This is a genomic window from Enterobacter sichuanensis (assembly GCF_009036245.1).
GTDB lineage: Bacteria > Pseudomonadota > Gammaproteobacteria > Enterobacterales > Enterobacteriaceae > Enterobacter > Enterobacter sichuanensis.
In genome coordinates, this window is the sequence record NZ_CP027986.1 from 603,711 (window position 1) to 629,677 (window position 25,967).

Here is a 25,967-nt window from a genome sequence, read left to right on the forward strand (position 1 = left end):
TTCAGATCCCCCACTTTGGAATCGGATGGTCGCCCATGGAGATGCAGACGTTCTTCATCTCCGCGAACACTTCAAAGCTGTATTCGCCGCCTTCGCGCCCGGTGCCGGAGGCCTTCACGCCGCCAAACGGCTGGCGCAGGTCGCGCACGTTCTGGGTGTTGACGAACACCATGCCCGCTTCGATGTTGCGCGCCAGACGCAGCACTTTGCTGACGTCCTGGGTCCAGATGTATGACGCCAGGCCGTACTCCACGTCGTTGGCCAGGCGCAGGCCTTCCGCTTCATCTTTAAACGGCAGCAGGCAGGCCACCGGCCCGAAGATCTCTTCCTGCGCCACGCGCATGCGGTTGTCGACATCCGCCAGCACGGTCGGGCGCAGGAAGTTGCCGCCCTTCAGGTGCGCAGGCAGGTCGGTCGGCTTGTCCGGACCGCCCGCCAGCAGGGTCGCACCTTCCTCAATGCCAAGGCGGATATAGCCCGAGACTTTTTCCCAGTGTGGCTTGCTGATCAGCGCGCCAATCTGGGTGTTCGGATCCGTCGGGTCGCCCACGCGCAGGCGGTTGGCGCGCTCGGCAAAGCGCTTCACGAATTCCGGATAGATGCTCTGCTGGATGAAGATGCGCGAGCCGGCGGTGCAGCGCTCGCCGTTGATGGAGAAGATGGTGAACAGGGCGGCGTCCAGGGCGCGCTCGATGTCGGCATCCTCAAAAATCAGCACCGGTGATTTGCCGCCCAGCTCCATGGAGTATTTCTTCAGCCCGGCGTTTTTCATGATGTTGCGCCCGGTGGCGGTGCCGCCGGTAAAGGAGACGGCGCGAACGTCATGATGGCGCACCAGCGCATCCCCCGCCGTTGCGCCGTAGCCCTGCACCACATTCAACACGCCCGCCGGAATGCCCGCCTCCAGCGCCAGCTCGCCCAGACGATCGGCGGTCAGCGGGGAGAGTTCAGACATCTTCAGCACCGCGGTATTGCCTAACGCCAGGCACGGGGCGACCTTCCAGGTGGCGGTCATAAACGGCACGTTCCACGGCGACACCAGCGCGCAGACGCCCACCGGCTGCACCAGGGTGTAGTTGAGCATCTTGTCGTCAACCGGGTAGGTTTTGCCGTTCATCTGCTGGCACACCTCGGCGAAGAATTCGAAGTTGTGCGAGGCGCGCGGGATGAGGACGTTTTTGGTCTGGTGGATCGGCAGGCCGGTATCGGCGGTCTCCATGGCGGCGATCTCCGGCACGTTCTGGTCGATCAGCTCCCCCAGGCGACGCATCAGGCGCGCGCGCTCTTTCATTGGCAGATTGGCCCATTTCGGGAAGGCCTCTTTTGCAGCCGCTACAGCCTGATGGACTTCGGCTTCACCGCCGGAGGCCACTTCTGCCAGTACCTCGCCGGAGGCCGGGTTGGTAGTGTGGAAGTAGTCGCTTCCCGCCACGTTTTTGCCGTTGATCCAGTGGTTAATTTTTTTCATTTTGCCGTCTCCTCATTCACAATCCGGTTCACCAGGCGTCCAACGCCCTCCACTTCCACCACCACTTCATCGCCCGGCACCACGTCGGAGAGCCCTTTCGGTGTGCCGGTGGCAATCATGTCGCCCGGCTGCAGGGTCATAAAATCGCTCAGATACGCAATCAGGTACGGGATGCTGAAGATCAGATCCGCCGTGGTCCCTTCCTGGCGCAGCTCGCCGTTGACGAAGGTGCGCAGGGTGAGGTTGTGCGGGTCGGGAATGGCCGCTTTCGGCACGATGTTCGGGGAAATGGGCGTCAGCCCATCGCGGCTTTTGACCCGCAGATTCGGGCGGTAGTAGTTTTCCAGGTAGTCGCGGATGGCGTAGTCGTTGCAGACCGTATACCCCGCGACATAGTCCATCGCCTCGGCTTCACTGACCTTGCGTGCGGTTTTCCCGATAACCACCACCAGCTCCGCCTCGTAGTGCATGTACTCAACGTTGTTCGGGCGTACCGAGGCCTGGTTGTCGCCGTTGAATGTGTTCGGCGCTTTGATAAACACCAGTGGCTCGGTCGGCGGCTTGAAGTCCAGCTCGCTGGCGTGATCGGCGTAGTTCAGACCGAGGGCAAACAGCGTGGGATGCGGATGCGCGCCGTAAGCGATGGCCACGTCGCGTTCAGCCACCACCGGGTTTTCCAGCGGCGGAAATCCTTTCGCCAGAATGCGCACGCGATCTCCCGGCTGCAGCGCGACGCGGGAGTGTGGGGTGCCGAGCAGTATGGCATCACCCGGATTGAGGGTAGCGAACTCGCTCAGGGCACTCAGCAGTTCGGCGGCGTTACGCTGCAGATCGGCGGTGTTCCAGTGGTCCGCTTCGCGACCGTTGATCTCGGTGATGATGGTCAGGTTATCCACGTTATCAACGGTGGCCAGCTCGCCGAGCGGACAGAATCCGTCGCGGCATTTGGCCTTGATGGCCGGGCGGTAGAAGCTCTCTTCCGGCAGGCTCACCTCGTTGGCCAGCGCATATCCCGCGATGTACTCCGCGGCATTCTCGACGCGCACCCTGCTGGCGGTTTTGCCCACCACCAGTGCGACCGTCGCGCCGCTTAATACCGTTTCTCCCTGCGGGAACGGTATCGGCTCGCCGGCGCGAATCACGGTGTTATGTGGCTTGATGAACCACACCGCCGTTTTTGGCGGGGTGTTGTAGGGGGCTTTTTCGAACGCCTCACGCCAGGCTTCACTCTGGCTTTGATGGTTCAGCGCCACGGCAAAAACAGTACCTTTCATTCACATACTCCTCACCCCGGTGGTCCGGGTGGTGATTTCATTAATATGTTAATGATCTGGTTTTAAGCTTTTGCTGTTTATTTCGCAATCAGAAGTGAAGAATTTGTGATATGAATAACAATAAATTTACATATCAATCATTATTTCAAAGTAAATCAGTGTGTTAATAAAATTGACGGGTTTCTGTTAGACTTTTTGACAGAAAACGCGTTGTTTATAAAAACATCTATTAGTGATTGTTTACTTGTTAATGATGTGAAGGGGAGAGCTATGCATGACTCATTAACCATTGCGCTGTTACAGGCGCGGGAAGCGGCGATGTCGTACTTCCGACCGATTGTGAAGCGCCATAACCTGACCGAGCAGCAGTGGCGGATTGTGCGCGTGCTGGCTGAACATCCGTCGATGGATTTTCACGATCTGGCGTTTCGTACCTGTATTTTGCGCCCGAGCCTGACCGGCATTCTGACGCGGATGGAGCGCGACGGCCTGGTGCTGCGCTTAAAGCCGGTGAACGACCAGCGCAAGCTGTACGTGTCGCTCACCAAAGAGGGCACTGCGCTGTATGAGCACGCCCAGGCACAGGTGGAAGAGGCGTATCAGCAGATTGAGGCGGAATATACCCCGGAGAAGATGAAACAGCTGACCGCGCTGCTGGAAGAGTTTATTGCGCTCGGAAACCGGCATAACGCAGCGCGGGAAGAAGAGTAAAAACCCCAAATTCCAGGATGATTTTCGTAAAGTTTTCTCTTTCCAGGCCGAAAATTCTGTATCTGTCTGAGGAAAGAGAAAACATGTTAAACCGTATCAAGATTGTCACCAGTTTAATGCTGGTTTTAGCGATATTTGGCCTTTTACAACTCACATCCGGTGGTCTTTTCTTCAATGCCCTTAAGCATGACAAAGAGAATTTCACTGTTCTGCAAACCATTCGTCAGCAACAGTCCACGCTGAACGCCAGCTGGGTAGCGTTGCTGCAAACCCGTAATACCCTGAACCGTGCGGGTATCCGCTATATGATGGATCAGAGCAATATCGGCAGCGGCGCGACCGTTAACGATTTGATGCAAATTGCATCTGCGTCTCTGAAACAGGCGGAAAAAAACTGGGCTGCCTACGAAGCCCTGCCGCGCGATCCGCGTCAAAACGACGCTGAAGCGATGGAGATCAAACGTAACTATGACATTTACCACGGTGCGCTGGCGGAGCTGATTCAACTGCTGGGTGCAGGCAAAATCAACGCCTTCTTCGATCAACCGACCCAGAGCTACCAGGACGGTTTTGAGAAGCAGTATGTGAGCTACCTGCAACAGAACGACAAGCTGTACCAGATTGCGGTTGAAGACAGCAACAGCTCCTTCAGCCAGGCTATCTGGGTGCTGGTAAGCGTGCTGATTGCCGTGCTGGTGGTGATCGTGGCCGTCTGGCTGGGTATCAAGCAGGCGCTGATCTCCCCGCTGACGCGTCTGATCGACAACATTCGCCATATCGCCAGCGGCGACCTGGTGAAGCGCATTGAGGTGCAAGGCGCTAACGAGATGGGTGAACTGGCCGACTCGCTGCGTCATATGCAGAGTGAGCTGGTGCGGACCGTTGGTGACGTGCGTAACGGCGCGAATGCTATCTACAGCGGCGCGAGCGAAATCGCGATGGGCAATAACGACCTCTCCTCCCGTACTGAACAGCAGGCGGCTTCCCTGGAAGAGACCGCTGCCAGTATGGAACAGCTGACGGCGACCGTTAAGCAGAACGCCGAGAACGCCCGTCAGGCGAGCCATCTTGCGCTGAGCGCCTCTGAAACCGCGCAGAAAGGCGGTAAAGTGGTGGATAACGTGGTGCAAACCATGCGCGATATCGCGGGCAGTTCGCAGAAAATTGCCGACATTATCAGCGTGATCGACGGTATTGCTTTCCAGACCAACATTCTGGCACTGAACGCGGCGGTTGAAGCGGCGCGTGCGGGCGAGCAGGGTCGTGGTTTTGCGGTGGTGGCAGGTGAAGTGCGTAACCTGGCACAGCGCAGCGCCCAGGCGGCACGTGAGATCAAGAGCCTGATCGAAGACTCCGTGGGCCGCGTGGAAGTGGGCTCAACCCTGGTGGAAAGTGCCGGTGAAACCATGGGTGAGATCGTGAATGCGGTCACCCGCGTAACGGACATCATGGGGGAGATCGCCTCTGCGTCTGACGAACAGAGCCGCGGTATCGACCAGGTGGGTCTGGCGGTGGCGGAGATGGATCGTGTGACCCAGCAGAACGCCTCGCTGGTAGAAGAGTCTGCCGCGGCTGCGGCCGCGCTGGAAGAGCAGGCGAGCCGCCTGACGCAGGCTGTGGCGGTGTTCCGCATTCAGCAGGAGCAGATGAAAGCGCGCGAGTTTGCATCCGCAAAAACGGTGTCCGCGCCGGTGATGACGCGTAAAACCGCGACTGCCGATGCCGGTGATAACTGGGAAACCTTCTAACGCCGTGTGTGGTGCCGGGTGGCGGCTTCGCCTTACCCGGCCTACGGTTCAGGTTTTTTAGGCCCGGTGGGCGATATTACAGAGGCAGGCGCATGGCGCAGCGAGCGTCATACGCCAGACCGTGCGCTGCCTCTTCTTCCCTCTTCTGACGCAGCTCAGGCGTGAGTTCAGTGACGTATTCAAACCCCAGCCGCGCATAGAACGGCGCATTCCATGGCACCTCGCGAAATGTCGTCAACGTCAACGCTGTCAGCCCCATTTTGCGGGCATGGTCAGCCGCACAGGCGATGAGTTGTCGACCTATCCCTTTTCCCTGCCAGGCCCGATCAACCGAAATCTCCACAATAAACAGCGACGACGCGTGCGCTTCGGTAAGGATAAACCCCACGGGGCGGCCGTTCGCCAGCGCCAGCCAGCTGAACCCGCGTTCGGCATAGTCGAGGTGTTGCTCAGCGGTAATGACCTCGCCGTCAGCAAGCCAGGCGAATTCCGGGATGTCACGAAATCGTCCGGCCGCCGCGCGTTCAATAGCGGACAGGGCGGCCACATCGCCGGAACGTGTGGGACGAACGGTAATGTGAAGGTCGGCCATCAGCCTGCGGTTCTCACAATTTTGATCTCTACCATGCCAATCCCAATCTCACGCGGTGAGTGTCCAAGAATATTCCCCTCATTCGTCGACTGCGGGTCAGGTGGAACAATCACCAGGGTATTGCTGCGTGAGGGATTGTCAAAATGCAGCGTGTGTGTGGTCACGTCGTTTCCAAGCGTCAGCGTCTGCTCGCTATCGCCCACGCGGACCGGCACGGGCTTGTTGGCGTTGGGGCCGTACGCTCGGGCCGTGATCACCAGATCAAATTGTTCCGGCAGAGGATGGGTGTACTCAATTTTCACCTCGTTGCCCAGCTGCGCGTTCGACCAGCGCCCCCAGGACTCCGGACGGGAGATGCCGCTAAACTGTTTCACCTCTTCCGGCGCACCGGCCACGTTAAAGATAAAGCTGTCCGCCTTGTAGCGAATGTCGTTATCGACGATTTTCAGCATGTCGACGTTGCGCTGATAGCGCGCGGTATCAATCACCGCGTCTTTGAAAGCGGTTTTGCCTTTCCATACCGCTTTATCCACATGCTGAACGGTTTGCTCCCCGCCGAGCTGGCCCTGAGAGACGCACCAGTCGGTAGAGAGCGCCAGCGGCTGGGACCAGAGCTGGCCCATTTTGTAGCATCTGTCGACCCAGACAAAGTTATCGCGCGGGGCAAAATCGGCGAGCTGATAACGCAGCGGCGCGGAATATTCGCTTTCCGGCAGCGGCTCGACGCGACTCTCCGACACGCGTAACAGCAGCGGCAGGCGGAAGTTGCTGCCCGAGAAGGCAATGGTGTTTTTATCGCGATCGATGGTGAAATCTTTCATCTCTTTCGGGAAGTTCCACAGGCGGATGATGTCTGGCTTCCAGGCGAGGATTTTCTCCTTCATGTTGAGGAACACTTCCGACAGGGATTGCCCCGACAGCGTGCTGCGGCCAAGGCCAATAAAGTTATCTCCGCCCAGAATGTCCAGCACGGTCGCCCCGTTATCCATGGAGTTGCGTTTGGTGGCGATCACCTCCTGCCGCGGCTGGTCGCCGCGCAGGACAAAGAACAGATTGCTGCGATCCTGCTTGTTGAGCTGATCCCAGGCGCTGTTTTTCATCGCCAGATGGTCAGACGAGACGACGATGACGGTGTTTTTAAACCAGGGCGAGGCTTTGATCTTCTCGACCAGCGCGGCGATGTGCTCCTGGCTACAGGTCACGGCGCTGAAGGAGGTGTTGTTTTTGCCATCGACATCATAGCGTTTGCGCTTACAGGTGCGTGAGACGAACCCATCCGGATGATGCGTATCCACCGTGAGCGCAAAGAGCGAGAAGCGTTTGCCCGCGCGGGAGAGTTCCTCGAATTTCTTCCAGGTTTCGTCCAGCACGGTATCGTCATAGAAGCCCCAGTCGTTACGGTAGCCCGGATCGGCCACCGTCGTTTTTAACTCTTCCGAGCCGTACAGGTGGTCAAAACCGTGGGATTTCAGGAACACATCTTTTCCGGCGAAGCGCAGGTTTGCCCCCTGCATAAAATAGTTTTCGTAGCCGGAGTTTTTCAGGATGTCGCCGAGGCAAATATTCTGGGGGAAGAACGTCGACATTGAGGCTGAGGCGTTCCCTTCAAAAGGGGCGAACAGCGGAATACCGCACTGGGAGGCGACCATCCCGGCGATGGTGTAATCCGTACCGGGTAACTGCATGGTGTGGCTGAAATCGAGGCCTTCGTTTTTCAGTGCGCCCAGGTCTGGCGTCAGGTTCGGGAAGGCGTCGTTATCAAAGTAGGTGCGCTCCAGGCTTTCACCGTAGATATAGACCAGATTGAGTTTCGGGTTGGCGATCGTTTTCGACGGTTCTTTGTAGTAGGCCACAAAATCCGGGTCGCCGTCGCGCGACTGGGATTTCACCAGCTCGGTGATCTGATGGAACGCCGGGCTGGCGTCGACGGAGGCCAGCGCCAGGACTAACGCCAGCAGGCTGTAACCATGGTGGTGCGGATGATGGCGACGTCGACGCAAGACCCAGGCAAGCGCGCCAAAAATCGTCACCAGCGCGACGACGAGGCCCAGCCCCGGAAGTATGTACTTACCTACGCCTGCGCCGGTCAGGCTGTTCGTCAGCGTGTAGAGCACCGCGTCGTTAATGCCGTCACCGGTAAAGTAATCGCTGGCGTATAAAGTAATGTTTAAAATAATAAAAATGCCAAGCACCACCAGCGTGGCGATAAACCACCAGGTGTTACGGCCGGCTTTCCAGGCATAGACGCCGACAGAAGCCAGAAAAAGGGCAAGGGACATTAATTCTGACAACAGCCTATCCTCATGACGCCAGGTGCTTCGCTGGCTAACTGTTTATTTTTTAGGTCATACACTGTAATTGCGATGTCGTTTAGCTGCAATTTTAGTGTCACGAAAGTGTGCTGTTGTTAGGATTTGGTTTAGAAAATCGTTTTTATGAAGGGTGTCGCATCCTGACAAACGGACGCTCTGACGGTGGCTGGTGGGGAAAATGCTCGTTTAGCGCCGCGTTGCAAGACTATCGCATTAAACGCGGCGTGTTGTGGCAGAAAATGGGGGCGATCAGGAGATGAAATTAACGCCTTGTTTCAGCACCAGATCGCAGGCTTTGGTTTTCACCTCTTTTGCCAGAGACGAGTTGCCAAGAGTGCTCAGGTTAAGCTGCTGGCCGTTTTGCGCGTTAAGCAGACCCTGAATACCGTCCATATAGTTGGTATCCGCTTTCTGCTCCTGGGTATCCAGACCCAGTTTACCCAGCACCTGGTTTTTCACGTTTTGCGCGTCAGTCACGGAGGCCAGTTTTTGCTTCGCGCAATATTCCAGAATCCCCGCCGCGTTGTTCATCGTGCCCGCGCTCAGGCTCTGGGCGCTGTTACCCAGCAGGCTGGTGAGGGAAGAGGCGGAGAGGCCGCCCTGAGAGCTGCCGCTCTCTTTGGTCAACTGGTTTGCGGCGCTTGACAACGACTCCTGCCAGGACGCTGCCTGCGCTGCGCCGGTAACCAGCAGCGCGCCTAAAAAGGTGCTGATAACAATCTGTTTTTTCATATTGGCTTTCTCAAAAAGGTCCGTTTTGGGCCGGAAGGGGTTCCAGTATATACCTGCGCCCTGTCGGCGATTCCTGGAACTGTCTTAATACTCTTTGCCGGTGACGCGGCTGCGGTAACTTTCCCAGTCGAAGATGACATACAGGCTGTTACCCAGCTTCATGCGGTCCATGACGCGTTCCCCCAGCAAGCGGGTCATCTCATCGATATTGTGGTTCGTCAACATGCCGGTGGGGCGCTTGGAGGAGGAGCGGCGATCGACAATCTGGTTGATGATCACCTTTTCATAACGGGATTCGGTCTGAACCCCGATCTCATCGATGACCAGCAAATCCACATTACTCAGATCGTTAAGCAGTTGCTCTTCGCTGGTTTCCCGGTTGCTGAAGGTGTCTTTCATCGCAGACATGATATCGGCCACGGTGATGATAAGGACCGACTTCCCGCGCAGAAGCAGTTCGTTGCAAATGGCGGCGGCCAGATGGTTTTTACCGGTGCCCGGCTTACCGCTGAAGATGAAGCTGGCAATATTGCCGTCGAATTCATCAACATACTGACGTGCGGCGGCGAGCGCGTTCATCTGCCCGTTGGTCTCGATTTTATAGTTATCAAACGAGCAATTCTGGTGCAGGGGACGAATACCGGAACGGTTGAAGGTGCGCTGCATTTTCATCGCCCGGTTTTCGCGGGCGAGGGCCGCGGCGCGGATCTTGCCCTGCTCTTTTTGCCACGCCAGCAGCTCTTCCCCCGTCGTGAAAGCGGGCTTTACGTTGGCAGGCATCATTTTTTGCAGTCGTTTCATCAGGTCGCCGACATTCTTCATTTCGCACCTCGGAATCCACTCGGGATCTGTTTATCCGGTTCGGAAAACGCGTTGATATCGCGTTTTGGCTGGCCATTGTTACTGGCGCGGGTAATTTGCAGGTGACGCGCGAGCTTTTGCTGCCACTGAATATGGGTGAAGACTTTACCTTCCGCCTGCCACCAGGCGGTAAATGCGGCGAGCTCTTCAGCGGTAGCCGGCTGGGTTAACGCAATGCCCCACAGCGCGGCCTGGCGCTGAAAATCTGCATCCGGTTGCCAGCCCGCGTAGAGGGCAAATTTTCCCATCGGAACGGTCACGGGCGCGTTAACCGGCTCATCGAAGAACTGGTTATCCAGCGTGATATCACTCGCCGGGCGTGACAATTGCGCTTCAGTTTCCAGGAGCTGTGCCAGACGTTCCGGTGTGATTGCGTAAAACGCCGGAGCGTTGTCGGCAAAAACCGCAACCGTGCCACCTTCGGCGTGGGTCAACACACCGCGTGGGTCGCGCATAAAGGCATCAATACCAGCAATGCTGGTGGTCAGGATTCTGGAGGACATAACGCTTTCTCTACTGAATGACTTCGGGCGTGATATGGGCTTATGGTAGCACAGAGAGGATGAGGGAATGGAGGGGGATTTCCCCGGCGGCGCTGCGCTTACCGGGGCTACAGTGGCAGGACTGATAAGCGCAGCGCCATCAGGCATTTATCACGCGATGATATTCAGGGTCACGTCGATGTTGCCGCGGGTCGCGTTAGAGTACGGGCATACAATGTGCGCGGCATCCACCAGTTTTTTGGCTTCCGCCGGATCCATACCTTCAACATGGATGTTCAGCTTTGCTTCAATACCAAAGCCGGTTGGTAGCGGACCAATACCTACTTCACCTTCAATAAAGGCGTCTTTTGGCAGGGTGAATTTGTCGCGCGCGGCCACGAACTTCATCGCACCCAGGAAGCAGGCGGAGTAGCCCGCCGCAAACAGCTGCTCAGGGTTGGTGACGTTTCCGCCCATGCCGCCCATCTCTTTTGGCACACCCAGTTTGACATCCAGTACACCATCGGAAGAGGTCGCGCGGCCGTCACGGCCACCGGTTGCTTTTGCTTTGGCGGTATAAACAACTTTTTCTAAAGACATGGCAGGTTCCTCATCTTGCTTTAATGTGTGCTATTAAATAGCGTGCGATATATATGGTTAAATAAAGACGCGTAAAGTATAGCCTTACGCGCGCTGAATATGTTGTCGCAAAAGCTCCAGCTGCTGCTTGAGCGACAGCAGGGTGTCGGTATCACACTGCGCTGCGCATCCCACCGCATGGGGGATACCCGCTGCCTGCTGCTGAAGTTCACGTCCCGCGTCACTCAGGGTAACGGCGACCTGACGTTCATCCTGGCGCGAGCGCTGACGGTTTATCAGCCCGGCGCTTTCCAGACGTTTTAACAGCGGCGTTAGGGTGGCAGAATCCAGAAACAGCCGTTCACCGATGTCCGACACTGTGATGTCATCCTGCTCCCACAGCACCAGCATGACCAGGTATTGCGGGTAGGTCAGGTTCAGCGGTGCCAGCAGTTGCCGGTACAGCTTATTTAGCGCCAGATTTGCCGAATAAAGGGCAAAGCAGAGCTGGTTATCCAGCCTGAGCGCAGCGGTTGCGTCGTGTGTTTTCGCGTTCATGAGATAAATATAGGTAGTGTACGATTTAATTGCAAGCAATTTTATGGGCAGGTATAACGCAGGGCCACCTGAACGGCCATTTTACGGTAGTGCTGGCGCTGCGCCTCTTCATCTGCGCCCTCTTCAAACAGCAGCGTAAAGGTGTAGCTGTTGGCAACGTAATGAAAGCTGAAACTGCTGATCAGACGATGCAGATCGCGCGCGTCAACCGTCTGGCTGAACAACTGTTTTTCTTTCCCCCGGCACAGGATCCCTTCCAGCAGATCGAGCGCGCTACGGTTGACCTGGCGAAGGTAACTTGACTGCTGCATAAAGCGGCCACGCTGCATGTTTTCCATGCAGATAATCCGGATGTAATCCGGGTGGTCGGCGTGGTAGTCAAAGGTGGCTTCCACCAGTTCGACCAGCGCTTCGACCGGTGACATGTCTGCGAGGCTAAGCGCTTTTTCACTGGCGCGGATCTGGGTGTAAACATATTCCAGTACGAGGAGATACAGGTTTTCTTTGTTCTTAAAATGGTAAACCACCATCCGCTTGGTGGTGCCTGCTTTCTCTGCGATCTGCTCCATACGGGCGCCGTTCAACCCATATTCGGCAAAAAGCGCGATAGCGCTCTGAAAAATTTTCTCTTTCAGGCTGGATTCTTCAGGGAGTTCGCTGCCAGGGTTAGCCACATCCTTTCCTTATGTTCACCAAACGGACCAGAAAGATTATCTCCATGGCAGCGGGATAACACAAATATCAAACGCGTGGGCGTTTACGGTAGAGCCAGAGTCCGGGGATCGACAATCCGATAGAGAGCGCGCCGACAATGGATGAGGCCTTAAGAAAGTTGCTGAGAAGAAGGATCATCTGCGGTTCGGTGTAGCCAAAATGGCTGATTTTCACCGCCGAAATCATCGCCGTATAGGCCGAAATACCGGGGAACATCGGGATCACGGCGGCGACGGTGAAGACTTTCGGATGCGCCAGATACCAGCGCGACCACTGGATACCGATGCTGCCGACCAGCATAGAGGCCATAAAGGTCGACCATTCGATGTTAAAACCTGCCGTCATCATCACCATGCGCGATCCATGACCGATGGCGCCCAGCAGTGCACACCATGGCAGAGCGCGTTGCGGAACGTTAAATACCATCGCAAAGCCGACGGCAGGAATGGCGGCCAGGGCCATATCCTCAGCCAGCGCCAGCAGAAAATCTATCACGCCCATCCGCGTAACCCCCAGAGTGTCATGGCCATGACCACGCCGATGCAGGTCGCCAGGGTCAGCAGACTGGCGATCGCCCAGCGTGCCAGGCCAGTATTGATATGCCCTTTAAACATGTCGGCGACGGCGTTAATCAACGGGAAGCCCGGTACCAGCAGAAGGACACTGGCGGCCATGGCGATCGTCGGGGTGCTGGCAAATTGCGGCAGACGCAGGAGCAGGCCAGACACCGTGGTGGCGACAAATGCGGTAATGCAGAAGTTAATTTGCGGGTGTAGCTGCCGGTGTGTCAGCAGCTGGCGAACATACATGGCGATACTGCTGGCAAAAAAGGTGACGATCGCCCCATCCCAGCCGCCTTTATTGAGCTTACAAAAGCAGGCGCACGAGAGCCCCACCATCAATACGACCAGCCAGCGCGGATAACGTAATGGCTTAATCTGGTTGAACCTTTTTTCTATCTCATTGAGATCGAGAAGCTTATGTTCAGCAAGAATGACGATATGTTGCACTTCGGTCACGACGTGCATGTTAATGCCACGGTCATGATTTTTGCGGGTAGAGGTCAGGCACTGACCGTCTTTGATGGTGGTCAGCACAATGGCGTTGGATGAGATGGCGCTTTCAACGCTGTCCATACCCAAAGCCAGCCCCAGCCGTGTTGAAAGCTCCTCAACCAGCGCGCTTTCCGCGCCGTGCTGGAGCAAAAAAAGACCGCACTTTATACAGAGCCGCGTGATAGCACGCTGCGTTGACCGATCTGCCTGCATGTATTGTCCCGAAGATGATGATGGAGAGTTGCCGTTTAGCTCACGATGATTACTTTTAGCACAAAGTGCAGTGTCTCTTGCTGTGGGTCAGATCAAGGTTTATGCAAACAGTGGCAACCCGTATCGCAGAAGGGTAGGGGATTAATCTATTAATGCAGTGAATTCTTTATATAGAGATATAAATTATTTGTATTAAGTTATTCTAATTTTATATTGTCATTATTTTAATGGGTTCGGAATTAAATTTATTTGCGCTTTGTGAGATATTACCGTTGTTTTAGGCATTTCCTAAACTAAAAAACATATCTCATCTTCTGCTTGTATTAATCGGTTTTATACTCAGGGACGAAAATAGTGATAGAGCGATGTGTTTTGACGTTACACATTCTATGAAAAATGGACACGGAGGGTCTATGTTGTCATTGCATGGTAAGCATGGCGTGGTTATTAGCCGGATACCCGTCATGCAAAACGGGTTAGGGGGCGTGATGTCACGCCATTTCCCTGATGTTGAATTGACGTATTGCCGCTCACTGCAGGAGTTAACCCTGCTTCAGCTACGCCGCGCAGATGTCATTATTGCCGATATTTCAGGTGAATACAGGAATCCTCGGGGCACGCTCGAAGAGTATTACGCGTTATTGAATCAATATCGGGAAATTCACTGGATCTTTTTAGTTTCGCGCCCGCTTTATCCTGTTGCCGTTGAGCTACTGATGCGGCCAGAAAGCACGTTGCTTTCTGAAATGGAGCCGATTGAAGGCGTGGTGGCGGCTATTCGGGCTGGTCGCGAGCGGGCGGAGCGGATAAGCCAGACGTTATTAACCCCGGAACCTCAGGAAGTGGAAGAGGAAGACGAGTCATTTATCGCGCTCACCCACTCCGAACGCAAGGTATTACGGCTGTTAGGTAAGGGATGGGGTATTAACCAAATCGCCACGTTGCTCAAAAAGAGCAATAAAACGATTAGCGCCCAAAAAAACAGTGCGATGCGACGGCTCTCCTTACGAAGTAATGCCGATATGTACGCCTGGATCAACAGTACGCAGGGAATGAGAGAGCTGAGTTTAATGTCAGCCTATGGAGAGTTCGAGGAATGGAAAAAACCGATTCACCAAGACATATCGCCGTCATCGAAAATTGCACGATGAGTGCTATTGGGCTACAGAATCTTTTTACTCTGTCCACGCTGAACCATTATCAGCTGCACCTGTTCAGTGAATTTGACAGTTTTAAGAAGGCGCTTCATCAGGTCAATTTTTTCTCGCTCATCTATTCACTTTCCGATGCGCGAGAGGAACGGCGTAACTGCCTGGCACATCTGCGGGACCTCGCGTTCACGCATAGCCATATCCAGCGCATTATCCTGGTCTCTGATGTGACAGAGGCTCGGTTAATTAGCCATCTTTCGCCGTCACGTCTTCACGGCGTGGTCAGTAAGTCAATGACGCTTGAGCAGTTGCAAAATGAATTCGTGGTGTTGTTGAATGAAACGCTGCGCATCAATGACAATATGCTCAATCACTGGTACCACAGTCAAAACAGGATGTTAAGCCCAACGGAAAGGGCCATTCTGCGTTACATGTCTTGCGGTTATTCCATTCCTGAAATCGCGGCTGAGCTTGAACGCAATATTAAGACCATCCGGGCGCACAAGTTTAATGCGATGGTGAAGCTGGGGGTCAATTCTGACGTAGGGCTACTCGATGCGGCGGATATTCTTACCCATCTTCCGGCAAGGGATCCGCAAAGTTTGGCCCTCAGCAAGGCCACATTTTTATAATCCGTCTTATACGCGCCAGATGGGCTCTGGCGCTTCGGTCAGATGCAGACATCAACCCATTTTGCGGAAGTCAGCTCTGCCATTCTGTCAGGTGAAATACGCACAGCACTGTGGATGGCGCCTGCGGCTGGCAGCACTTCAGCATACTGCTTTAAAGAGACATCGCAGTAGACCGCGAGTGGATTTTCCAGTCCGAACGGGCACACACCGCCAACCGGATGACCGGTAATGGTAACCACTTCATCACTGCTGAGCATGCGCGCTTTCGCACCAAAGGTGTCTTTCAGTTTTTTGTTATCCAGACGCGCATCGCCTTTCGCCACCACCAGAATCACTTCATTCTTCACCTTCAGTGACAGGGTTTTGGCGATCTGTCCAGGCTCAACACGATGGGCGGCAGCAGCCAACGCAACGGTAGCAGTACTCTGGCTAAGCTCGATGATGTCTATATCCGGCGCGTTGTCGGCAAAAAACTGCTGTACAGACTGCAAACTCATTGTTTCCTCCTGACAAATATCCTGCGTAATCTGTCATAAGAAATTATGCTCTGTAAATATCTCTTAAGTAACAAAGATCCCGGACGGCAAAATTCTGGATCCCCTTCACAATCACGGAAACCGGTTACAGTAACCGGTTGCAGAGCGTGGTGCGTAGATTAATACTGAGTACGTAACGTCCCCTGTATCCAATAATAAGAGCAAATTATGAAACCATTTCGTCTGAGTAGTACCGCGGGTACACAAGCCAGCAAGGTTGTGAAGCTAATTTATGGAACAACGTACGGCGCGAATGCGCCTGTAATAAACGCCTGACAGGAGATCTGCCATGTCTGCCAACCATGCTGCGTTTAACCTGATATTCCGTTTCGTTGAAAATTACGTCAGCCCGATTGCCGGGCGGATCTCTTCCCAGCGTCATGTTATGGCTATCCGCGATGGGTTCATCTCCGCGATGCCATTTATGATTGTGGGTTCATTTTTATTAGTGTTCGCTTACCCTCCATTTTCGCCGGATACCACCTGGGGCTTCGCACGCGCCTGGCTGAATATGGCGAAGCAATTTGAAGGCCAGATCCTGACGCCGTTTGATATGACGATGGGTATTATGTCCATCTATATTTGTGCGGCCATTTCCTACAACCTGGGTAAACACTACGTCAAATCACATCAGCTGGATCCGTTTATGTGCGCCATGCTGTCGCTGATGGCGTTTCTGCTTGTTGCGGCACCGAAAACCAAAGGCATGCTGCCCGTCGACAGCCTGGGTGGAACAGGGATTTTTACGGCGATTCTGGTGGCCATTTACTGCGTTGAGATGATGCGTTTCCTTAAAGCGTATAATATCGGTATTCGTCTTCCGGACCAGGTTCCACCGATGATCAAAAACTCTTTTGATCTGTTGATCCCGGTGCTGGTGGTGGTATTGACCCTCTATCCGCTCAGTCTGGTGATTCAGTCACAGTTTGGCATGCTGATCCCGCAGGCGATTATGTCGGTCTTTAAACCGCTGGTTTCCGCTGCGGATTCGCTGCCTGCCATTCTGCTGGCCGTGCTGATTGGTCATCTGCTGTGGTTCGCCGGGATCCACGGTGCCGCTATCGTCTCCGGGATGCTGCAGATGTTCTGGTTGACTAACCTTGGCGCAAACCAGACCGCGCTGGCCGCCGGTCAGCCTCTGCCGCATATTTTCATGGAAGCGTTCTGGACGTTCTTTATCGTGATTGGTGGGTCGGGCGCCACAATGGGGCTGGTGATTTGCTATCTGCGCAGCCGTTCCGCTCATTTACGCTCTATCGGGCGTTTAAGCGTGGTGCCCAGTTTCTTTAACATTAACGAACCGGTCATTTTTGGTACGCCGATCGTGATGAACCCGGTGTTCTTTATTCCCTTCCTGCTGGCTCCGATGGTCAACGCTGTGCTGGCCTGGGCGGCAATGACCTTTGATCTGATTGGCCGTGTCATCTCTGTGGTACCCTGGACGGCACCAGCGCCGATAGGCGCAGCGTGGGCCCTGGGATGGGATTTCCGCGCGGCGATCCTGGTTGTGGTTCTGGCCTGCGTATCGGCAATCATCTACTTCCCGTTCTTCAAAGTTTACGAGAAACAGCTGCTGGAGCAGGAAGCGGAAGAAGCGCAGCGTAACGCGGAGGAGGATAATCAGCAGGTGGCCTAGGTAAAAGCAAAACGGCAACGCAGGTTGCCGTTTTTAGTGTTTGTTCCCTCTCCCACCGGGAGAGGGTTAGAGTGAGGGCATCAGGCTGAGCCCGATTACTTCAGCGTGCAATCCCCGCACTGCTTAACGTCCGGCAGGCGATAGCGCTGGCAGCAGGTGCGGCGCACCAGAAGCCCATCACGAAGGACAACGGTACGGAATAACGGGTTGTCTCGGCCGTCGGAAAGCTGTTTTGCAAAGAAACAGGACTGACGCAGAGCATCAACACTCTCCTCACCAAGCAGCGGCTTCATTTCCGTGAGATACCAGTGGATTAAATAGCCGGTATTGCTCCAGATAAGCTTCCCGTTAATCTCTCCCGTGGCTTCCAGCGCATCCACGACCGGGATCAGCGCCCGTGTGATCAACAGTTCCATACGTTCCCGGGCAGTCAGTCGCTCTGCGCTCTGGTCTTCGTGAAGATCAATCCAGAAACAGGCCGCGCGTCCGGTTTCGTGAAACTCGACGTGGAAATGCTCAGGTGAGAGTTCCAGCATACTCTTCTGGGTTAACAACGCCAGCATGAGCGGAGGCACCATCAGTCCGATATACCATTGCGCCCAGAGAGAGAGCAGGGGCTTATTTTCCCGCGTCATGGCAGGCTGATTGCGATAAATATGGTCGGAATAGGTGGCCAGCAGCGATTGCAGTTTTGCCGGTTGACGCCACTCAGCGAGCGTCATGGCGTGATGCGGGTGTGCTTCATCAAACCGGATAAAATCCAGCAGGTGGGCGCGCGTTTTGGCAATCTTCTCCCGTATGGCATCCGCAAGCGAAACATTCCCGCTGGTGAGGGGGGCTCGCCAGAGGAGGGGCTCGACAATATGTGCGGTATGCGTGGCCATAGGTTGGATAGAAATCTAAATGATAATGATTGCCAATCCTAACTATTGCTCATACCAATGGCAAGACTTTTGTCCTGGTGATGTTGCTGTCGTGTTTACGCCGTCTGCAACTCTTCACTCAACAGAATATTGTTGCGCCCCATATGCTTGGCTTCGTAGAGCGCTTTATCCGCTTTTTCCAGCGCGCCTTCTACATCGTCATTCTCGAAAATGGCGATACCAATGCTGATGGTGACATTTGTCGCGACGCTTTCGTTAAACAAATGCGGGATTTTCAAATCGTAAACTTTCTGACGGATCCGCTCTGCTGTCTGGCGGGCATGCTCAAGGGATATATTGGTCAGCAGCACCATAAATTCTTCCCCACCAAAACGTGCCACAATATCGCGAGAACGCACGGCATCGCGGATGGCGGCAGAGACACGTTTCAGTGCCTGGTCGCCCATCATATGACCATAGTGGTCGTTATAGGCTTTGAAGTGATCGATATCCATCAGCAGGACAAAGTGCTCGCCATTTTCTACCGTCGGCAGGTTTTCCAGACGGCTTTGCAGACCGCGACGATTATAGAGTCCGGTAAGAGGATCCATCATGCTCAGGTCGGTCAGGGTCTCTCGTTCTTCCAGCAAGCGAGAGAGCAACTCCTGCGCGAAACGATCGTTACGTCGTTGCAAAATGTTATGAATGGCAATTGCCACGACAGGAAGTGCGAAAGAGTAGGACATTCTCAGCCATATATCGTGTTCACTTAGCCACAGGCAGACAATAAACGCGGGCAGTGAGTGCAGGGTAAATGCTTTGATATTACTGGCGAATGCCAGCGTCCCGATAAAAAGCACGGTTAACAGGGCGATTAACAAATAGGTCGTTTGGTCGTGGGTAATTAAGGAGAATTTGGAGGCAATTTGCCAGGCCCACAAAATACCGAAGATCGCTGAAACGACAGGAATATTTATCTTCCGCGCTCTCTTTCTCCAGTGCCAGACGAACAGACCGGTACTGATAGAGAAAATAGCAATCAGGGGGGCAGATAACACGCGTACCGAATTGAGCGGATTTGTTACCGAGAACACTGCAGAGGTTGCGTTCAGAAATAAAAATAAACGTAACGATAATTGATATTTTCTGTGAACCAAAGACCGCCAGGATTGTGATGTCATAGTCGTGTGTTTTTATTAAAATTTAATTAAAACAAATAAGTAGGTGTTGTTTCGCAATAAAATATGCAAAAAACTCAAAGAGTAATTATCAGAAAATCTTTAGATGTTGTTAACAGGTGCGCAATTTATCACCTTAGGCAATTCCTGTCATTACGGGAAAGGTAAAGGTCGGTGGTTTTTAATTCATTCAGCTGACAAATGATAATCTTTGTCATATGATATTGGTTATCATTATCGTTGTAAGAGGCGGAACCATGTTGCACAGGGCGCTGGGAAGTGGTTGGGGGGTATTGCTACCGGGAGCCGTTCTCGGCGGGTTGATGTTTGCCGATCTCTCCCTTGCTGTCTGGAAAGCCATTATCGTGGCAGCACTATTAGTCACGTCAGCCATGATTTGGCACAAGCAACTGCGCCACTTTCTGTTACTGCCATCCTGTGTCGCACTGGTCAGTGCAATGCTGGTGATACTGATGAGTCTGAAATAACAGGGAGAAGAGAACACTCAGAAGGGGTGTAAGATAATTGGTGCGAGGGGGGGGACTCGAACCCCCACATCCGTAAGGACACTAACACCTGAAGCTAGCGCGTCTACCAATTCCGCCACCTTCGCACAGTCATCTTACTGGTTTGATATCGCCTCGTTGGTGCGAGGGGGGGGACTCGAACCCCCACATCCGTAAGGACACTAACACCTGAAGCTAGCGCGTCTACCAATTCCGCCACCTTCGCCCAGTGCGAGCAATATCATTGTGATTTATGGTGCGAGGGGGGGGACTCGAACCCCCACATCCGTAAGGACACTAACACCTGAAGCTAGCGCGTCTACCAATTCCGCCACCTTCGCATACCATCGATACTGTAAAAGTATCGTAACCACGGAGGCGCATTCTAGATGTTTTCAGCTTTACGTCAACAGAAAAGTGCGCGTGATGCCTTGATTGATGCAAAAATGGCCGATAGGCGCGTCGTGTATGGCCGGATGGCGCATTCGCTTATCCGGCCTGGAGGGGCGGTGATTACTTTTTGGCCTGACGGGTCATCACGGTGCGGTAGACTTTAAAACGTCCCGTCTGGGCGATGACTTCGTGGAAGCCGAAGGTTTCATCCAGCACTTTCGGGTATGCCAGGAAGGCGTTCGCGACGATGCGCAATTCACCGCCGCTGTTCAGATGGCGCACTGCACCACGGATTAGCGTTTGCGCGGCTTCGAGGCTGGTCTCCATGCCGTCGTGGAACGGTGGGTTAGAGATGATCATATCAAAACGACCGGTGACATCAGAAAAGACGTTACTGGCAATCACGTCGCCTTCAATACCGTTAGCGGCAAGCGTTGCGCGGCTGGCCTCTACCGCCGGTGCGCTGACGTCACACAGGGTTAAACGGACTTTAGGAGAATGGCTGGCGAGCACGGTTGCCAGCACGCCCGCACCGCAGCCGACATCCAGCACTTTGCCTTTGGTATGCGGCGTGAGGGTGGAAAGCAGCAGCTTGCTGCCCGCATCCAGGGCGTCACGGCTGAACACGCCCGGCAGGGTTTTAATGGTCAAACCGTCAAGCGTGTATTCGTCCCAGAATGTCGCGGCATCAAATGTTGCCTGTTTTTCCAGACGGCCATGGTACAGGCCACAGCGGCGGGCGCTGTCGACTTTATTCAGCGGGGCATACTCTTCCAGCATCTGCTCTGCGCTTCTCACGCCGCTGCGGTTCTCACCGACGACGAAAATATCGCAGCCGACCGGCAGCAGGGAGAGCAGGTTCATCAGCTGGAACTGGGCTTCCGGTTTGTTCTTCGGCCAGTAGTAGATCAGCGTATCGCAGTCGGCGATATCGTTCTGCTCTGCCACCAGGCTAAAGCGCGCGCGCTCGCCCATCTGGCGGCTCAGCACCTGCCAGTGATGGTAATATTGGGTATGGGCACGGCTTTCAGCACAGTCGAAACGCGCAGGCAGGTCATCCTGCATATCTCCGGCAAACAGAATACGGCTTTCTTCGAAATCATCACTGTGACGCAGCAAGACTTCACTTGCCGGGGTAAATGCAGACATGAATTGTTCCTCAATAAACTCAGGCGGGGATTATAGTAGGTAGATGGCGCAGTTTCGACACATTTGCTATATTTGCGCGCCTGAGAGACAGGAGTTTTCCCTATGACATCCCGACGAGACTGGCAGTTGCAGCAGCTGGGCATCACCCAGTGGGCTTTGCGTCGCCCGACGGCGTTGCAGGGCGAAATCGCCATCTCCATCCCGGCGCACGTTCGCCTGGTGATGGTGGCGGAAGAACTGCCTGCCCTGAATGAACCCCTGATCGGTGATGTCCTTCGCAGCCTGAAGCTGACGGCCGACCAGGTTTTACAGCTGACGCCAGAGCGGGTCGCTATGCTGCCTCCTGACAGCCGCTGTAACAGCTGGCGTATTGGAGAGGCAAATGCGATCCCGCTCCAGGGAAGCCAGATCTGCACGCCAGCGCTGGACGAACTGAAAGCCAACCCAAAAGCGCGAAGCGCGCTATGGCAACAAATCTGCGAATATGAACACGATTTCTTCCCTCACGACGCCTGACCTGACCACAGCGTTTGCGATTGAAACACGCGCCCATGCGTTTCCGTGGAGCGAAAAAACCTTCGCCAGTAATCAGGGCGAACGGTATCTCAACTACCGCCTGGACGTTGACGGCACCATGGCCGCCTTCGCGATTACGCAGGTTGTTCTGGATGAGGCGACGCTGTTTAATATCGCGGTTGATCCTGCGTTTCAGCGCCGTGGGCTGGGAAGAGAACTGCTTACGCACCTCATCCGTGAGCTTGAAACCCGTGACGTTTTCACCCTGTGGCTGGAGGTGCGCGCGTCGAATGTCGCCGCCATCGCGCTCTATGAAAGCTTAGGCTTTAACGAGGCGACAATCCGCCGTAACTACTACCCCACCGCAGAGGGACGTGAAGACGCCATTATTATGGCTCTGCCGATTGGATAACGAAAATAAGGTTGTAACGATGAATTGGGACTGGATTTTCTTTGACGCCGACGAAACGCTGTTTACGTTCGATTCGTTCGGGGGTCTACAGCGGATGTTTCTCGACTATAGCGTGACCTTCACCGCTGAGGATTTTCAGGACTATCAGGCGGTCAACAAACCGCTGTGGGTGGATTACCAGAACGGTGCCATCACCGCGTTACAGCTTCAGCATCAGCGCTTTGACGTCTGGGCGGAACGCTTAAATGTCAGTCCGGGAACGCTGAACGAGGCCTTCCTGAACGCCATGGCCGATATCTGTGCGCCGCTGCCGGGGGCCGTGTCGTTGTTGAATGCACTAAAAGGCAAAGTAAAACTGGGGATCATCACCAACGGTTTTACCGCCCTGCAGCAGATCCGCCTTGAGCGTACCGGCCTGCGCGATCATTTCGACGCGCTGGTGATCTCGGAAGAGGTCGGCGTGCCGAAACCGGATCCGCGTATTTTCGATTATGCGCTGGCGCAGGCCGGCAACCCTGACCGCGATCGCGTCCTGATGGTGGGTGACACCGCAGAGTCAGATATTCTGGGCGGCATGAATGCCGGTCTGTCGACCGTCTGGCTTAACGCGCATGGCCGCGTGAAGCCTGAAGGCATCGAGCCGACCTGGACCGTGACGTCGTTGAACGAACTGGAGCAACTCCTGTGTAAACAATGATTGCCTGCCCCCTGTTGATGGGTAAAATAGCCGCAATTTTGTATTCCATGATGCGTGGCGTGCTGCCGCGCTTATATAAGAAGATTTGATTATGACGTTGTCTCCTTATCTGCAAGAGGTGGCCAAGCGCCGCACTTTTGCCATTATCTCACACCCGGATGCCGGTAAAACGACCATCACCGAGAAGGTGTTACTGTTCGGACAGGCTATCCAGACTGCGGGTACCGTTAAAGGCCGTGGCTCCAGCCAGCATGCAAAATCTGACTGGATGGAGATGGAAAAGCAGCGTGGTATTTCGATTACCACCTCCGTGATGCAGTTCCCGTATCATGACTGCCTGGTGAACCTGCTGGATACCCCGGGCCACGAAGACTTCTCTGAAGATACTTACCGTACCCTGACAGCGGTGGACTGCTGTCTGATGGTCATCGACGCCGCGAAAGGGGTAGAAGACAGGACACGTAAGCTGATGGAAGTGACCCGTCTGCGCGATACGCCGATCCTCACCTTCATGAACAAACTCGACCGTGACATCCGTGACCCGATGGAACTGATGGATGAAGTGGAAAACGAGCTGAAAATCGCCTGTGCGCCAATCACCTGGCCCATTGGCTGCGGTAAGCTGTTCAAAGGGGTGTATCACCTCTACAAAGACGAAACTTACCTGTACCAGACCGGTAAAGGCCACACCATTCAGGAAGTGCGCATCGTGAAAGGTCTGGACAACCCCGATCTGGACGCGGCTGTTGGTGAAGAGCTGGCCGCGCAGCTGCGTGACGAGTTGGAGCTGGTGAAGGGCGCGTCTCACGAATTCGATAAAGATCTGTTCCTGAGCGGTGAAATCACCCCGGTCTTCTTCGGTACTGCGTTGGGTAACTTTGGCGTTGACCACATGCTCGATGGTCTGGTGGAGTGGGCGCCGCAGCCGATGCCACGCAAAACCGATACCCGTGAAGTGGAAGCGAAAGAAGAGAAATTCACCGGCTTTGTTTTCAAAATTCAGGCCAACATGGACCCGAAACACCGCGACCGCGTGGCCTTTATGCGCGTGGTGTCCGGTAAATATGAAAAGGGTATGAAGCTGCGCCAGGTGCGTATCGGTAAAGATGTGGTGATCTCCGACGCGCTGACCTTTATGGCGGGCGACCGTTCGCACGTGGAAGAGGCGTATCCGGGCGACATTATCGGGCTGCACAACCATGGCACGATTCAGATCGGCGATACCTTCACCCAGGGCGAAATGATGAAGTTCACCGGTATTCCGAACTTCGCCCCGGAACTGTTCCGTCGTATTCGTCTGAAGGATCCGCTGAAACAGAAACAGCTGCTGAAAGGCCTGGTTCAGCTCTCCGAAGAGGGTGCGGTGCAGGTGTTCCGCCCAATCGCCAACAACGATCTGATCGTAGGGGCCGTGGGTGTGCTGCAGTTCGACGTGGTTGTTGCGCGTCTGAAGAGCGAGTACAACGTGGAAGCGATTTATGAATCAGTGAACGTGGCGACCGCGCGCTGGGTTGAGTGTTCTGACGTGAAGAAATTCGAAGAATTTAAGCGTAAGAATGAAGTTCAGCTGGCGCTGGATGGCGGTGATAACCTGACCTATATCGCCCCAACTATGGTGAACCTCAACCTGACTCAGGAACGTTATCCTGACGTTCAGTTCCGCAAAACGCGCGAACACTAATCCCCTCTCAGAGCACGGCAGCCGCCGTGCTCTTCTTTAATTCCTGTCTTATTAATCCCTTGCGGAATGTTCTTAATTCACTGCATTTTCGCGCTTTTTGCACGTTTTTTACCCGAATCTGAAAGCGGCTCTGTGAGAGTGATCTATATTTAACTCAGTGTTTAGCACCGGGCATGGATAAATTAACTGTTCAATGCATGACTTTAGGTTATCCATTTCGTCTGCGTGTTTATTCGTAATATATATAACTACTAAGGAAGTATGTAGCCCGAATAACGGGTAAACACAGGAATAGATCGATGAATATGACAAGACTGAAGATTTCTAAAACTCTGCTGGCTGTAACACTGGGTAGCGTTCTGGCTAGCGGCTCCGCGCTGGCGGAAAGCAGCACCATGGATAAAGCACAGTCCACGGCGGATACCGCAGGGCAAAAAATCGATAGCTCTATGAATAAAGTCGGCAATTTCATGGATGACAGCTCAATCACAGCAAAAGTGAAAGCCGCACTGGTGGATGACGAAGCCATCAAGAGCACCGATATTTCCGTTAAGACCGACAAGAAAGTGGTCACGCTGAGCGGCTTTGTCGAAAGCCAGGCTCAGGCGGAACAGGCGGTGAAAGTGGCTAAGGGCGTCGAAGGTGTCGCCTCCGTTAGCGATAAACTGCACGTTCGTGACAGCAAAAACGCGTCGGTGAAAGGTTATGCCGGTGATGCTGCCACCACCAGCGAAATCAAAGCTAAACTTTTAGCAGATGACATCGTGCCGTCCCGTAAGGTGAAAGTGGAAACCACCGATGGTGTGGTACAGCTTTCCGGTACGGTTGATTCTCAGGCGCAAATTGAACGCGCCGAGTCTATTGCGAAAGCCATTGATGGTGTGAAAAGCGTTAAAAACGATCTGAAAGCGAAGTAAATCTGGACCATTCGCCCGTCTGGCTAAATCCGGGGGGCGAAATAAGAACGACTCTGGAAAAACGCCGGTGAGCGACCTGAGCGCTCACGTTTAGCGGCCGACATTAACTATGGTAAAGGAGAAGCTTATGTTTCGTTGGGGCATTATATTTCTGGTTATCGCGTTAATTGCCGCCGCATTGGGCTTTGGTGGTCTGGCAGGTACTGCAGCATGGGCAGCTAAAATTGTCTTCGTTGTCGGTATTATTCTGTTCCTGGTCAGCCTGTTTACGGGACGTCGACGTCCGTAGCAAACGCAATATTCTGTCAACAAAGAAAAGCCAGTCTCTGCGACTGGCTTTTTCTTATTTGCGTTGCCGGCCGGGTGCGTTACTGTGGTGTTATAAAATAATCAAAACAGGA

At 54.2% G+C, this 25,967-nt stretch carries 28 protein-coding genes and 3 tRNA genes; 12 read left to right on the forward strand and 19 right to left on the reverse strand.

The annotated features are described in order from the left end of the window. Position 1: 1 nt before the first annotated feature. Both hpaE and hpaG read right to left on the reverse strand, forming a co-directional pair. Positions 2 to 1,468 (reverse strand): 5-carboxymethyl-2-hydroxymuconate semialdehyde dehydrogenase, encoded by a 1,467-nt coding sequence (gene hpaE, locus C1N69_RS02875; protein ID WP_094917864.1) that lies wholly within the window; start codon positions 1,466 to 1,468, stop codon positions 2 to 4. Beyond that, positions 1,465 to 2,742, reverse strand: coding sequence for a 4-hydroxyphenylacetate degradation bifunctional isomerase/decarboxylase (gene hpaG / locus C1N69_RS02880; RefSeq protein WP_155030661.1), 1,278 nt, complete (start codon positions 2,740 to 2,742; stop codon positions 1,465 to 1,467). Before hpaG ends, hpaE begins: the two co-directional genes overlap by 4 nt. Before the next feature lie 270 nt (positions 2,743 to 3,012). Between hpaG and hpaR the strand changes: the two genes are divergently transcribed. Next, positions 3,013 to 3,453 (forward strand): homoprotocatechuate degradation operon regulator HpaR, encoded by a 441-nt coding sequence (gene hpaR / locus C1N69_RS02885; RefSeq protein ID WP_025757450.1) that lies wholly within the window; start codon positions 3,013 to 3,015, stop codon positions 3,451 to 3,453. A gap of 83 nt (positions 3,454 to 3,536) precedes the next feature. After that, positions 3,537 to 5,201: a methyl-accepting chemotaxis protein gene (gene tsr, locus C1N69_RS02890; RefSeq protein ID WP_025757452.1), complete on the forward strand. Its 1,665-nt coding sequence runs from the start codon at positions 3,537 to 3,539 to the stop codon at positions 5,199 to 5,201. A gap of 76 nt (positions 5,202 to 5,277) precedes the next feature. On the opposite strand, the gene C1N69_RS02895 is transcribed toward tsr, so the two are convergent. The 10 genes from C1N69_RS02895 to C1N69_RS02940 form a co-directional block, all read right to left on the reverse strand. Beyond that, on the reverse strand, positions 5,278 to 5,793 hold the full coding sequence (locus tag C1N69_RS02895; RefSeq protein WP_155030662.1) for a GNAT family N-acetyltransferase: 516 nt from the start codon (positions 5,791 to 5,793) through the stop codon (positions 5,278 to 5,280). Then, entirely contained in the window at positions 5,793 to 8,084 is a 2,292-nt protein-coding gene (gene opgB, locus C1N69_RS02900; protein WP_155030663.1) for a phosphatidylglycerol--membrane-oligosaccharide glycerophosphotransferase, read from the reverse strand. Before opgB ends, C1N69_RS02895 begins: the two co-directional genes overlap by 1 nt. Before the next feature lie 270 nt (positions 8,085 to 8,354). Next, the gene (locus C1N69_RS02905; protein WP_155030664.1) at positions 8,355 to 8,837 is read right to left on the reverse strand and encodes a YjjA family protein; all 483 of its coding nucleotides are present in this window, start codon (positions 8,835 to 8,837) and stop codon (positions 8,355 to 8,357) included. A gap of 84 nt (positions 8,838 to 8,921) precedes the next feature. Next, complete coding sequence (dnaC, locus tag C1N69_RS02910) at positions 8,922 to 9,659, reverse strand: replicative helicase loader DnaC (RefSeq protein ID WP_014168503.1); 738 nt, start codon at positions 9,657 to 9,659, stop codon at positions 8,922 to 8,924. Continuing rightward, a complete protein-coding gene (gene dnaT / locus C1N69_RS02915; RefSeq protein ID WP_025757460.1) occupies positions 9,656 to 10,201 on the reverse strand; it encodes a primosomal protein DnaT in 546 nt (181 codons plus the stop codon). Before dnaT ends, dnaC begins: the two co-directional genes overlap by 4 nt. Before the next feature lie 150 nt (positions 10,202 to 10,351). Next, positions 10,352 to 10,780 carry an organic hydroperoxide resistance protein gene (locus tag C1N69_RS02920; protein ID WP_095451969.1) on the reverse strand — a complete coding sequence of 143 codons (429 nt, stop codon included), beginning with the start codon at positions 10,778 to 10,780 and terminating at the stop codon, positions 10,352 to 10,354. Positions 10,781 to 10,864: 84 nt separating this feature from the next. Next, positions 10,865 to 11,317, reverse strand: coding sequence for a MarR family winged helix-turn-helix transcriptional regulator (locus C1N69_RS02925; protein ID WP_045286455.1), 453 nt, complete (start codon positions 11,315 to 11,317; stop codon positions 10,865 to 10,867). A gap of 41 nt (positions 11,318 to 11,358) precedes the next feature. Continuing rightward, entirely contained in the window at positions 11,359 to 11,991 is a 633-nt protein-coding gene (locus tag C1N69_RS02930; RefSeq protein ID WP_155030665.1) for a TetR/AcrR family transcriptional regulator, read from the reverse strand. A 67-nt stretch (positions 11,992 to 12,058) separates the two neighbouring features. Next, positions 12,059 to 12,532, reverse strand: coding sequence for a threonine/serine exporter (locus C1N69_RS02935; RefSeq protein WP_045286457.1), 474 nt, complete (start codon positions 12,530 to 12,532; stop codon positions 12,059 to 12,061). Continuing rightward, positions 12,523 to 13,299, reverse strand: coding sequence for a threonine/serine exporter family protein (locus C1N69_RS02940; protein ID WP_025757466.1), 777 nt, complete (start codon positions 13,297 to 13,299; stop codon positions 12,523 to 12,525). The genes C1N69_RS02935 and C1N69_RS02940 overlap by 10 nt, the downstream gene beginning before the upstream one ends. A 413-nt stretch (positions 13,300 to 13,712) precedes the next feature. On the opposite strand from C1N69_RS02940, the gene C1N69_RS02945 reads away from it, so the two are divergent. Together C1N69_RS02945 and bglJ are read left to right on the forward strand one after the other, a co-directional pair. Next, entirely contained in the window at positions 13,713 to 14,450 is a 738-nt protein-coding gene (locus tag C1N69_RS02945) for a helix-turn-helix transcriptional regulator (protein ID WP_155030666.1), read from the forward strand. Continuing rightward, on the forward strand, positions 14,447 to 15,082 hold the full coding sequence (gene bglJ, locus C1N69_RS02950) for a DNA-binding transcriptional activator BglJ (RefSeq protein ID WP_047957703.1): 636 nt from the start codon (positions 14,447 to 14,449) through the stop codon (positions 15,080 to 15,082). Before C1N69_RS02945 ends, bglJ begins: the two co-directional genes overlap by 4 nt. 38 nt (positions 15,083 to 15,120) lie before the next feature. Here the strand turns inward: bglJ and C1N69_RS02955 are convergent, their stop codons facing one another. After that, positions 15,121 to 15,579, reverse strand: coding sequence for a YbaK/EbsC family protein (locus tag C1N69_RS02955; protein WP_025757470.1), 459 nt, complete (start codon positions 15,577 to 15,579; stop codon positions 15,121 to 15,123). Between the two features lie 328 nt (positions 15,580 to 15,907). Between C1N69_RS02955 and C1N69_RS02960 the strand changes: the two genes are divergently transcribed. Next, on the forward strand, positions 15,908 to 17,254 hold the full coding sequence (locus C1N69_RS02960) for a PTS sugar transporter subunit IIC (RefSeq protein WP_155030667.1): 1,347 nt from the start codon (positions 15,908 to 15,910) through the stop codon (positions 17,252 to 17,254). Between the two features lie 95 nt (positions 17,255 to 17,349). Here C1N69_RS02960 and fhuF read toward each other — a convergent pair whose 3' ends face one another. Both fhuF and C1N69_RS02970 read right to left on the reverse strand, forming a co-directional pair. Then, entirely contained in the window at positions 17,350 to 18,138 is a 789-nt protein-coding gene (fhuF, locus tag C1N69_RS02965; protein ID WP_155030668.1) for a siderophore-iron reductase FhuF, read from the reverse strand. 95 nt (positions 18,139 to 18,233) lie between these two features. Further along, the gene (locus C1N69_RS02970) at positions 18,234 to 19,298 is read right to left on the reverse strand and encodes a GGDEF domain-containing protein (protein ID WP_155030669.1); all 1,065 of its coding nucleotides are present in this window, start codon (positions 19,296 to 19,298) and stop codon (positions 18,234 to 18,236) included. A 215-nt stretch (positions 19,299 to 19,513) separates the two neighbouring features. Here C1N69_RS02970 and C1N69_RS02975 point away from each other — a divergent pair, with 215 nt between their 5' ends. Continuing rightward, a complete protein-coding gene (locus tag C1N69_RS02975) occupies positions 19,514 to 19,783 on the forward strand; it encodes a DUF1435 domain-containing protein (RefSeq protein WP_179958050.1) in 270 nt (89 codons plus the stop codon). 38 nt (positions 19,784 to 19,821) lie between these two features. Here the strand turns inward: C1N69_RS02975 and C1N69_RS02980 are convergent. From C1N69_RS02980 to rsmC, 4 genes are all read right to left on the reverse strand, one after another. Next, positions 19,822 to 19,908: transfer RNA gene (locus C1N69_RS02980), tRNA-Leu, on the reverse strand. A 32-nt stretch (positions 19,909 to 19,940) separates the two neighbouring features. Further along, a tRNA-Leu gene (locus C1N69_RS02985) sits at positions 19,941 to 20,027 on the reverse strand. Between the two features lie 28 nt (positions 20,028 to 20,055). After that, positions 20,056 to 20,142, reverse strand: a tRNA-Leu gene (locus C1N69_RS02990). A gap of 172 nt (positions 20,143 to 20,314) precedes the next feature. Next, a complete protein-coding gene (rsmC, locus tag C1N69_RS02995; RefSeq protein WP_059386286.1) occupies positions 20,315 to 21,343 on the reverse strand; it encodes a 16S rRNA (guanine(1207)-N(2))-methyltransferase RsmC in 1,029 nt (342 codons plus the stop codon). Positions 21,344 to 21,445: 102 nt separating this feature from the next. Here rsmC and C1N69_RS03000 point away from each other — a divergent pair, with 102 nt between their 5' ends. The 6 genes from C1N69_RS03000 (at position 21,446) to C1N69_RS03025 (ending at position 25,855) form a co-directional block, all read left to right on the forward strand. Further along, positions 21,446 to 21,859: a DNA polymerase III subunit psi gene (locus C1N69_RS03000; RefSeq protein WP_025757479.1), complete on the forward strand. Its 414-nt coding sequence runs from the start codon at positions 21,446 to 21,448 to the stop codon at positions 21,857 to 21,859. Continuing rightward, positions 21,828 to 22,271 carry a ribosomal protein S18-alanine N-acetyltransferase gene (gene rimI, locus C1N69_RS03005; RefSeq protein ID WP_025757481.1) on the forward strand — a complete coding sequence of 148 codons (444 nt, stop codon included), beginning with the start codon at positions 21,828 to 21,830 and terminating at the stop codon, positions 22,269 to 22,271. The genes C1N69_RS03000 and rimI overlap by 32 nt, the downstream gene beginning before the upstream one ends. 19 nt (positions 22,272 to 22,290) lie before the next feature. Continuing rightward, a complete protein-coding gene (yjjG, locus tag C1N69_RS03010; RefSeq protein WP_155030671.1) occupies positions 22,291 to 22,968 on the forward strand; it encodes a pyrimidine 5'-nucleotidase in 678 nt (225 codons plus the stop codon). A gap of 91 nt (positions 22,969 to 23,059) precedes the next feature. Further along, positions 23,060 to 24,649, forward strand: a complete 1,590-nt coding sequence (prfC, locus tag C1N69_RS03015; RefSeq protein ID WP_045284844.1) for a peptide chain release factor 3 — start codon at positions 23,060 to 23,062, stop codon at positions 24,647 to 24,649. 299 nt (positions 24,650 to 24,948) lie between these two features. Beyond that, positions 24,949 to 25,566 carry a molecular chaperone OsmY gene (gene osmY / locus C1N69_RS03020; protein WP_047957708.1) on the forward strand — a complete coding sequence of 206 codons (618 nt, stop codon included), beginning with the start codon at positions 24,949 to 24,951 and terminating at the stop codon, positions 25,564 to 25,566. 127 nt (positions 25,567 to 25,693) lie between these two features. Beyond that, positions 25,694 to 25,855 (forward strand): DUF1328 domain-containing protein, encoded by a 162-nt coding sequence (locus C1N69_RS03025; protein ID WP_003856556.1) that lies wholly within the window; start codon positions 25,694 to 25,696, stop codon positions 25,853 to 25,855. Positions 25,856 to 25,967: the final 112 nt, after the last annotated feature.

Bases quoted from the DNA above. Each gene is read 5' to 3' on its own strand.
- hpaE (WP_094917864.1), bottom strand. From the start codon at position 1,468: ATGAAAAAAATTAACCACTGGATCAACGGCAAAAACGTGGCGGGAAGC.
- hpaG (WP_155030661.1), bottom strand. From the start codon at position 2,742: ATGAAAGGTACTGTTTTTGCCGTGGCGCTGAACCATCAAAGCCAGAGT.
- hpaR (WP_025757450.1), top strand. From the start codon at position 3,013: ATGCATGACTCATTAACCATTGCGCTGTTACAGGCGCGGGAAGCGGCG.
- tsr (WP_025757452.1), top strand. From the start codon at position 3,537: ATGTTAAACCGTATCAAGATTGTCACCAGTTTAATGCTGGTTTTAGCG.
- C1N69_RS02895 (WP_155030662.1), bottom strand. From the start codon at position 5,793: ATGGCCGACCTTCACATTACCGTTCGTCCCACACGTTCCGGCGATGTG.
- C1N69_RS02905 (WP_155030664.1), bottom strand. From the start codon at position 8,837: ATGAAAAAACAGATTGTTATCAGCACCTTTTTAGGCGCGCTGCTGGTT.
- dnaC (WP_014168503.1), bottom strand. From the start codon at position 9,659: ATGAAGAATGTCGGCGACCTGATGAAACGACTGCAAAAAATGATGCCT.
- dnaT (WP_025757460.1), bottom strand. From the start codon at position 10,201: ATGTCCTCCAGAATCCTGACCACCAGCATTGCTGGTATTGATGCCTTT.
- C1N69_RS02920 (WP_095451969.1), bottom strand. From the start codon at position 10,780: ATGTCTTTAGAAAAAGTTGTTTATACCGCCAAAGCAAAAGCAACCGGT.
- C1N69_RS02925 (WP_045286455.1), bottom strand. From the start codon at position 11,317: ATGAACGCGAAAACACACGACGCAACCGCTGCGCTCAGGCTGGATAAC.
- C1N69_RS02935 (WP_045286457.1), bottom strand. From the start codon at position 12,532: ATGGGCGTGATAGATTTTCTGCTGGCGCTGGCTGAGGATATGGCCCTG.
- C1N69_RS02940 (WP_025757466.1), bottom strand. From the start codon at position 13,299: ATGCAGGCAGATCGGTCAACGCAGCGTGCTATCACGCGGCTCTGTATA.
- C1N69_RS02945 (WP_155030666.1), top strand. From the start codon at position 13,713: ATGTTGTCATTGCATGGTAAGCATGGCGTGGTTATTAGCCGGATACCC.
- bglJ (WP_047957703.1), top strand. From the start codon at position 14,447: ATGAGTGCTATTGGGCTACAGAATCTTTTTACTCTGTCCACGCTGAAC.
- C1N69_RS02955 (WP_025757470.1), bottom strand. From the start codon at position 15,579: ATGAGTTTGCAGTCTGTACAGCAGTTTTTTGCCGACAACGCGCCGGAT.
- C1N69_RS02960 (WP_155030667.1), top strand. From the start codon at position 15,908: ATGTCTGCCAACCATGCTGCGTTTAACCTGATATTCCGTTTCGTTGAA.
- fhuF (WP_155030668.1), bottom strand. From the start codon at position 18,138: ATGGCCACGCATACCGCACATATTGTCGAGCCCCTCCTCTGGCGAGCC.
- C1N69_RS02970 (WP_155030669.1), bottom strand. From the start codon at position 19,298: ATGACATCACAATCCTGGCGGTCTTTGGTTCACAGAAAATATCAATTA.
- C1N69_RS02975 (WP_179958050.1), top strand. From the start codon at position 19,514: ATGATATTGGTTATCATTATCGTTGTAAGAGGCGGAACCATGTTGCAC.
- rsmC (WP_059386286.1), bottom strand. From the start codon at position 21,343: ATGTCTGCATTTACCCCGGCAAGTGAAGTCTTGCTGCGTCACAGTGAT.
- C1N69_RS03000 (WP_025757479.1), top strand. From the start codon at position 21,446: ATGACATCCCGACGAGACTGGCAGTTGCAGCAGCTGGGCATCACCCAG.
- rimI (WP_025757481.1), top strand. From the start codon at position 21,828: ATGAACACGATTTCTTCCCTCACGACGCCTGACCTGACCACAGCGTTT.
- yjjG (WP_155030671.1), top strand. From the start codon at position 22,291: ATGAATTGGGACTGGATTTTCTTTGACGCCGACGAAACGCTGTTTACG.
- prfC (WP_045284844.1), top strand. From the start codon at position 23,060: ATGACGTTGTCTCCTTATCTGCAAGAGGTGGCCAAGCGCCGCACTTTT.
- osmY (WP_047957708.1), top strand. From the start codon at position 24,949: ATGAATATGACAAGACTGAAGATTTCTAAAACTCTGCTGGCTGTAACA.
- C1N69_RS03025 (WP_003856556.1), top strand. From the start codon at position 25,694: ATGTTTCGTTGGGGCATTATATTTCTGGTTATCGCGTTAATTGCCGCC.